Annotated in this window: 1 protein-coding gene; it reads right to left on the reverse strand. The window is 72.4% G+C overall.

From position 1 onward, the window contains the following. A partial coding sequence (locus VXC91_RS46655; protein WP_329513374.1) for a DUF2637 domain-containing protein occupies nt 1-597 on the reverse strand: 597 nt, incomplete at both ends.

The raw sequence follows: 597 nt of genomic DNA on the forward strand, positions 1-597 counted from the left end.
GGGACCGGGCCCTGGTACTGCTCCGGCTGCTGCTGCTCCTCGTACCACCGCCAGTGCTCTTCCTCGGGAACGTAGGAAGGATCCGGTGCGTAGGCCGGGTCATAGCCGCCGTGGTAGTCGAGCTGCTGCTGGGCATTGAACCAGGGGCTCTGCTCGGGGTCCTGCGCCTGGCCGGGCTGTTCGGGGTTCTGCCGGCCCTGGAGTTCGGGGCGCGGCCCCCCGGGAGGCGCCGTCGGCTGAGCGACGGGCCCGCCCCCGACGGCACGACCGCCCGGAGCCGCGGCCGACTCCGGCGCCGGTATCAGGGCCGGTTCTATGCCCGCTGCCGCCAGGCCGGCCGGGGCGGTGTCCACCAGCGGGACGCCGTACTTCGCCAGCCGCAGGGGCATCAGCGACTCCACCGGGGCCTTGCGGCGCCAGGCGCGGCCGAAGCGGGAGCGCAGTCGGGCCTGGTAGACGAGACGTTCCTGTTCCAGCTTGATGACCTGGTCGTAGGAGCGTAGCTCCCACAGCTTCATGCGGCGCCAGAGCAGGAACGTGGGGAGGGGGGAGAGCAGCCAGCGGGTCATGCGGACGCCCTCCATGTGCTTGTCCGCC

Source organism: Streptomyces chiangmaiensis (assembly GCF_036281785.1).
In the GTDB taxonomy this organism is placed as follows: domain Bacteria; phylum Actinomycetota; class Actinomycetes; order Streptomycetales; family Streptomycetaceae; genus Streptomyces; species Streptomyces chiangmaiensis.